At 45.5% G+C, this 7048-nt stretch carries 7 protein-coding genes, 1 tRNA gene and 1 pseudogene; 5 read left to right on the top strand and 4 right to left on the bottom strand.

Annotation, left to right across the window (positions count from 1 at the left end):
- Nucleotides 1-498, top strand: a pseudogene (locus PN499_RS26775) (hypothetical protein); the annotation flags it as partial.
- Nucleotides 499-753: 255 nt separating this feature from the next.
- Entirely contained in the window at nucleotides 754-1152 is a 399-nt protein-coding gene (msrB, locus tag PN499_RS26770) for a peptide-methionine (R)-S-oxide reductase MsrB (protein ID WP_272036298.1), read from the top strand.
- 303 nt (nucleotides 1153-1455) lie between these two features.
- On the opposite strand, the gene PN499_RS26765 is transcribed toward msrB, so the two are convergent.
- Nucleotides 1456-1611, bottom strand: coding sequence for a hypothetical protein (locus PN499_RS26765; protein ID WP_272036296.1), 156 nt, complete (start codon nucleotides 1609-1611; stop codon nucleotides 1456-1458).
- Nucleotides 1612-2073: 462 nt separating this feature from the next.
- A tRNA-Arg gene (locus PN499_RS26760) sits at nucleotides 2074-2147 on the bottom strand.
- Nucleotides 2148-2479: 332 nt separating this feature from the next.
- On the opposite strand from PN499_RS26760, the gene PN499_RS26755 reads away from it, so the two are divergent.
- The 3 genes from PN499_RS26755 to PN499_RS26745 all read left to right on the top strand — a co-directional run bounded on the left by PN499_RS26755 (nucleotide 2480) and on the right by PN499_RS26745 (nucleotide 5455).
- A complete protein-coding gene (locus PN499_RS26755) occupies nucleotides 2480-3148 on the top strand; it encodes an Npun_F0813 family protein (RefSeq protein WP_272036294.1) in 669 nt (222 codons plus the stop codon).
- A gap of 145 nt (nucleotides 3149-3293) precedes the next feature.
- Nucleotides 3294-4355, top strand: coding sequence for a hypothetical protein (locus PN499_RS26750; RefSeq protein ID WP_272036292.1), 1062 nt, complete (start codon nucleotides 3294-3296; stop codon nucleotides 4353-4355).
- A gap of 137 nt (nucleotides 4356-4492) precedes the next feature.
- The gene (locus PN499_RS26745) at nucleotides 4493-5455 is read left to right on the top strand and encodes a hypothetical protein (RefSeq protein WP_272036290.1); all 963 of its coding nucleotides are present in this window, start codon (nucleotides 4493-4495) and stop codon (nucleotides 5453-5455) included.
- 89 nt (nucleotides 5456-5544) lie between these two features.
- Here the strand turns inward: PN499_RS26745 and PN499_RS26740 are convergent, their stop codons facing one another.
- Both PN499_RS26740 and PN499_RS26735 read right to left on the bottom strand, forming a co-directional pair.
- A complete protein-coding gene (locus tag PN499_RS26740) occupies nucleotides 5545-5817 on the bottom strand; it encodes a lipopolysaccharide assembly protein LapA domain-containing protein (protein ID WP_272036288.1) in 273 nt (90 codons plus the stop codon).
- A gap of 135 nt (nucleotides 5818-5952) precedes the next feature.
- A partial coding sequence (locus PN499_RS26735; RefSeq protein ID WP_272036286.1) for a phosphohexomutase domain-containing protein occupies nucleotides 5953-7048 on the bottom strand: 1096 nt, incomplete at its 5' end.

The following is a 7048-nucleotide window of genomic DNA, read 5'->3' as shown; positions in this document are numbered from 1 at the left end:
GGTCAGCGATCGGCTGCGGCTTGGCTAGATCGACTACCTGATACCGATCGAGAAACTAGGGTTCGCATCCGGGGATTGCTGGATCGACTAGGTGATGCGGTTTCTGAGCTAGAAAGTTTAGAGGGTCACGCGAGTAAAATTACTGGTTCCGCTTTTCCAATTAACAGTATAGATCCCGAGCAGTGGCAACTACCGGAACCGAATCAAGGACTAAAATTAGCAAAGCAAGAGACTTGGTATCAAGTGCAGGTGACAAGTTTTTTTGATGGTAGAAGTCTAGTTCAGGCTCCGTTTCCAGATTTGGATCTGCGCTCTTTTCCATCTATTCAGGTGAAGCGTTTTTGGAAGCGGTTGGGTTTGCACGCTGACCCTAAGATTAAGATTGAGGTGGCAATGCCAAATGGTCAGCAAAAGGTTGAGGTGGGGACAGTAAGGGCTTTTCAACTTCGGGATGGTATGTTGCGTTTGTTGGCGGCGGTTGAGGGGAGTTCTGGGTAATTTGGCGCTGCTTTTTCATAGTAATAACTTTAGTCTTTCACTTTTAAGAACTAAGTAGACAGGACTTAGGCAAAACTATCAGTAACGCCGCCATCTTGGCGGTAAAAGAACCGCCCAGAGGGCGGCGTTACGTAATCGTGCGTAAGTCTTGGTAGAGTTATTACTACTTCCTTGGTATGTACATTTTAACGCGCTGCGGCTAATATTAAAGTCAGCATGATTTACATCCAAGCAAACTTAAGGGAGGAGCAAAACATGGTTAACAAAGTTAAAAAGTCTGAGTCTGAATGGAAAGAGCAGCTCACCCCGGAACAGTTTCATGTCACCAGAAAAAAGGGTACAGAAAGAGCTTTTACAGGTGAATATCACGATCTAAAACAGGCTGGTATTTACAAATGCGTCTGCTGCGGCAATGACCTGTTTAGCTCGGAAACTAAGTACAATTCTGGCACTGGGTGGCCCAGTTTCTATGATACCATTAATCAAGAAAATGTGAAATCAGAATCAGACAATACTTTGTTTATGCGGCGTACAGAGGTGCTGTGTGCTGCCTGTGACGCTCATCTTGGTCATGTATTTAATGACGGCCCCAAACCGACTGGACTGCGATATTGCATGAATTCAGCAGCACTTAAATTCGTTCCTAACAAGTGATGTATTAGGGTGGAAGCTGCCCCAGTGGAGCTTTATTTTCGCAACGGATCTAGTGTCGGAGATCTTCATAGTAATAACTTTAGTTATTTCTAATAATTGAATGACTAAAGTTATTACTATTGTAGACACTGGTAGTAACGATTAAAGCTATTATTACCAACAATAGCGATATATTAAGTTGAGGAGAGTAGGGTGAGGGTAGCCACAATTTATATTTTTTTACGACAAATATACTTTACTAACAATACCCACCCTACTCGGCTACGGTAGCGATCTTATCTCAAAAGAGCCTATAGATTCATTTTAGGGACGTTCAATCGCACCTTTTTTAGAGAGTGCAGCAATCATCTGACGTTTGACTGCCTTTGCCCAATTATCAAACTCAGAACTATTAATACTATTGCTCTGAACTTGGTCAAGTAGCGGAGTCTTCAATTCCTTGCGTGTTTGGGTATTCATTAGAATTTCCTGGTAAACAGACTGGCGACCATTGCTTATAGGTAATTTACATCTTAGCTTGATTATATAGTTTAATTCAAGTCAAACTATGCACTAACTACATAAGCTTCATGCGATTTATGAATCCAATTATTAAAAAAGATTAAATGTATATTGGTATACATAGAATCCGGGTAATTTTATTCTCAAATATCTCGTTTCATCCTGCGGAGGGATCGTATATCCCCCTTGCTAATTCTCTAATCCTAGTCTAAATCCTTTTTCGCACGCTGGCAGTAAGGTAGCCAAGATGGCGGAGTTACGGATAGTTTTGCGTAAGTCCCGATCCTATCTATTGTTCAAATTGCCCGATCGGCAGCTACATCTCTCCCATCTGTGGTGGGCTGCATAAAATATGAACCCTCAAATTGCTCAGCTAGTCACTAGGACAGGCAAGTATTGAGAGTTCTGATTAAGTGAAAACGGGTACGGCAGGGCTCGAACCTGCGGCAGGCGGATTAGAAATCCGCTACTCTATCCAACTGAGTTACGCACCCAACATTTTTGAGCTAACCAATCTTATAGATGTAAATCGATTATATCTTAGCTTGCGTCATAGTCAAACCACTAATTCGGAAAAAATGGGTACAGAGGGAAAAGGGACTCACAGAGGTTGGCCGTAAATTTACAGACCAAACTAGATCATTAAAGCATAGATTAAGATAGGGTGTTAGTTAAAGCGAGTTAGCTGAGCGGCTGCGTCCAGATGGGCGATCGCAGCTTAGCAAAACCCACCCATCAGTCGTCCGCAGGTAGCAACTCACGCCATGCGTGAGTACAATGACTTGCAAAGCACCCCCGGCCATGACAGGAGTCAAATCGCAGTGTCATGTTTATTCTGAAACGACAGGATGTCGAAATCACCAGCTTTCAACATCCAAAACGGGATCAGCAGATCCCAATTCTCAATTATCAGGGGCAGACCTTTCGCCTAATCAGCGCTTTCAACGGCAAACAAGCAGAAGAAGCCAGAGCCTTGTGGCGGGATCTAACCGACAATCGAGGCAAAGCCTGCGTTTTGCTAGAAGAGCCGGATAGATATAGCGTCTGGGGAAAAGTCCGTTTAGATCAGCTTGCCAGTGAAGAACCAGCCGGCTCCGAAGCCAAGGCTCCACTATTCGCACAAGCTTGTCTGCTGCTGCTTCAAGCTGTTTACTTCGACGTTGAAGACCTTTTAGGTGCTCGGCAAGCCGCATCGTTTCAGAAAGATATCGCTAAGGTATTTCAGCAGGGGAACTTCCCGCACGCAGACTCCCCAGATGCGGTCAAAAATTTGCTAACCGTCGATCCACTCAACAGCCTCAAAATACCTTCTTGGCAAGAGCAGCACCTCAATACCTTACTGCAAGAACTCCATAGGCTGGGCAAGTCCTATTTTGGCAATACCACCTTTGCCGAAGGAGTCAACGAAATCTTGCAAGATATGCCAGCAGGCGATCGCTCCCAGTTTATCGCTTGGCTGAAACAATCTCCCCTTGCCAAACTGTGGACACAATAAAAAATCTTTGATAATTCCACCGCAGGCGGCACCAATATGCAACGCTGGATGACAGACTTGTATAGAAAAGCCCAACTGTTCAGGCAGTTTCACTCCCACTTACATTTTCTGCAATTCAATTGCTAATTATGTTTCTTGAACCCCTATGAGCAGCACTTCAGAAAAGTCATCTACTTCTCCATCCTTCCTCTCAGCTCAGACTCTCGTGATTTTGGGAGTTGTTTGGGCTGTATTGGCACTGTTGTTCTTTCTGCTGTTCAGCGTCCCCCTCTCTCAGGAGGAAGGACTGCCCCTTTGGTACTCCATCGGCACCTATATTTTTGAATGCGGGGCTTATCTGGGAGCAGCTTTAGTCTGTTTTAGAAACTGGAAAAGCCCTCAAATGGTCAGCGGGCGTAATGTCTGGCTAGGCATTGGTCTGGGGATGCTATTCTACTTTCTAGCAAATGTGGTATTTGGTGTTTGGGAGTTATATTTTGGCCTCGACCCCGATATCTCCCCAGCCGATGCCTTTTATGTAGGCAGTTACGTGGTACTGATTTGGGGCATGGTTCTAGCTGTCACTTCCAAGCGTTTGAATCTAGAAGTTTGGCAGTGGGGGTTGTTGGGGGGAATTGCCATAATTGGTATTGCTATAGCTTCCTGGGTAGCGGTTCCTGACTTTTTCAAGGCCCAATTTGGTTTGGGTTCTGCACCTGCGCCCCAAGTAGAAACAGTTGCCACACCTGACCTGAAAGCCGCAAAAGCTCCGGCACTGACAGATTCAACTAACTCAAAACCACAAACATCAGCAGCCGCTGCAACTGACCCGGAAGCTGAAGCCGAAGCCGAAGTCGAAGAATCAAACGCACCAGCTTGGGTTAAGGCCCTTGACGTACAACTCACTCCCTATGCCTATTGGGTGAATTTGTTTTACATCGTTGGCGACGTTTTTCTGCTAATTATTGCTACAGCCCTACTCCTCGCCTTTTGGGGCGGGCGTTTTTCCCAGTCTTGGCGCATGATTGCCGCCGCCACTTTCTCCCTTTACATTGCAGATATGTACTTCAAGTGGCGCGATACCCAGGCTGAAGGTGATTACCAAAGTGGCAGCTTGCTTGAAGTATTTTTTGTCTTCAGCGCTATCCTATTTGGTGTTGGAGCTATTTTAGAACATGACATCTCAACCCGTTCTCGCCAGAGTAGGCGCGGTCGGCGGTCAGCTTAGGGATTTTTGATCGCAGGATTTTTCGATTAGCCGCTAGTTATGGGTTTCTCCTGAAATACTCCAATCTAAAATCTAAAATCTAAAATACAGCGCCTTGACGCTGCACGCCCTCCCGTCTCTTTGCTTGGAAACTCGGCATGACGCCTACAAAACTCTCCGAATCTGACAAACACGAAATCCTCGGACTGTATAGACACTCCGAGGAGAATACTATTACCCTAGCTAAGCGCTATGGGGTGAGCAGTTCTACCGTCAGGCGTATCCTCCAGAGCGCTTTGTCAGAGGCAGAATACGATGCCCTAGTCCACCAAAAGCAAAAGCGTTTGCCTCATTCCCAAAGCAGTATTTCCCAGCCGGTAGCGCCGGATGTTGATGAACCAGCAGATACTAATCTCTCTGAGTCTGTATATCCTGGCGCTTCTGACCCAATCCCCAACTCAAAGCTCATCCGCAAGCGCACGAGGGCTACGCCGGAAACCCGTGCGAGGATTGATATCCGAGAAGTTATACCTCGGCGTTTGGATGTTTCTGACTTGCCAGAAGAGGATGCAGCAGAGTTTGTGGAGGACGATTATGCTGCGGGGGCTAGGAATTTAGGCGAAATGCTCGGAGATGAAGGGCCTCTAGAAGCTGAAGAGTTTAGTGATTTTGACGAGGATGAGGAAGATGATGATGAAGATGATGATGATGATGATTTAGATGATTTCGGCTCAGAGGATTTGGAAGACGACGATTTTGAGGGGATGGCAAACTCCCGCCCCGGCGTTTCTATACAGCTTCGGAGTAAAACTTTGCTTCAAGTTTTGCCGCTAAGTGAAGCGTCTCTTCCTAAAATCTGCTATTTGGTAGTTGACCGTGCTGCGGAATTGATTACTAGGCCTCTGAAAGCTTTTGGCGAACTCGGACAGATTCCTCCTGAAGAAATTAGGGAAAAAACTCTGCCAGTTTTTGACAATCACCGAGTAGCGCGTCGTTTTTCGACGCGCAACCAGCGTGTTTTCAAAGTACCTGATGGCCAGTTGCTACAAAAAACTGCTCCCTATTTACAAGCAAAGGGAATTACTCGGCTATTGATTGATGGTCAGGTATATTCACTTTAATTAGTAATTGGTAATTGGTAATGGCTAATCGCTAATCGCTAATTGCTAATCGCTAATTGCTAATTACCCATCTTCCCCATCTCCCCTGCTCAAGAGTTCCCCCGCTCCCCCGCTCCTCTGCTCCTCTGCTCCTCTGCTCCCCTGCTCCCTCCAGGGAGGCTCCAGAGAGGTTGGAGGATTGCGCCGCCTAATATTCCTGCTGTCGCGCTCAAAGCTAATACTACTCCTACCGGAATTTCAATTGATTGGAAAAAGAGGAAGTTTAAGGATACTGGGGTGGCATTCTGCACTGATAAAATTGCGATTGCGCTTACCGAGGTAGCTACAACTACACTAATGAGAAGATGGGGAAGAGTTTTCATAAAAAATGGTTAATAAAGTTTTGAAGTTTGAGTTTTGATCTTGCTTTGTAAATTGGAATATTCTACGGTTTTGAGTTGGCACTAAAAATTTATCTTACACTTAGAATTACAGGACTCATAACTCGATCTCAAAACTCATGTTGGTTCTAATTGGTTGATAATATTTTCTATCTCTTGGACAATTTGCGCTTGTTTTTCCACAGATTCGGTTTCTAGATAAACTCGCCAGAGAGGTTCAGTCCCGGAAGGGCGCATCAGCACCCACCCGCCATCTTCCAAATACAGTTTAATCCCGTCTTTATATCCTACTTTTTTAACTTTAACTCCGGCGAGGTCTGTTGGGGGATTGCGTGTGAAGTATTGGATAATTGCTGCTTTGTAAGCGTCGTTGAGGTGAAAATCTATCCGCTTTTCATATAAGGGGCCACCTGCTTCTGTGACGGCTTCTTCTACTAGCTGAGATAAGGGTTTGCCTTCGATCGCGATCGCTTCTGCTACCAGCATACCAGCTAAGATGCCATCTTTCTCAGGAATGTGACCCAATATGCTCAAACCTCCAGATTCTTCGCCGCCAATGAGTACGGCTGTTTCCCGCATTTTCGCGCCGATGTATTTGAAACCTACTGGCGTTTCGTAAATTTCTAAACCGTACTTAGCAGCGAAATTGTCTAGCAGGTGGGTAGTTGCTACTGTACGAACGATCGCGCCCGTTTTGCCCTTATTCTTAATTAAGTGCCGTGCTAGTAGCAATAATACTGAGTTCGGAGCGAGGATATTTCCCTTCTCATCAACTATACCAAAGCGATCGCTATCTCCATCTGTCGCCAAACCCAAATCCGCCGCATCTTTCTTTACAGCCTCTACTAAGCATTCTAGTTGCTCTCCCTTTGCTTCCGGCATCCCACCGCCAAATAGCACATCTCGCCAGCAATGGAAAGTCTCGATTTCACACCCGCAGTGTTCCAAAACTGTATCCAAATAACCGCGAGAAGTTGAGTAGAGAGCATCATACTTCACTTTCAAGTTAGCAGAACGAATTTGCTCTATATCTATCAGCGTGTAAAGAAATTTTAAATAATCTGGTTTCGGGTCAAAGGTAGAGATTTTCTCCCTAATTTTACCTAAAGGTTCTCCCTCAGCAGCCTCCGCAATATGCACCGAAATCGTATCAGTAATTTCTGGTGTGGCGGGGCCAGCGTAGTCAGGAATATACTTAATACCACAGTAGGGT

This window comes from Kamptonema animale CS-326, from assembly GCF_028330895.1.
In the GTDB taxonomy this organism is placed as follows: Bacteria; Cyanobacteriota; Cyanobacteriia; order Cyanobacteriales; family Microcoleaceae; genus Kamptonema; species Kamptonema formosum.
This window is presented reverse-complemented; position numbering and strand designations above follow the sequence as displayed.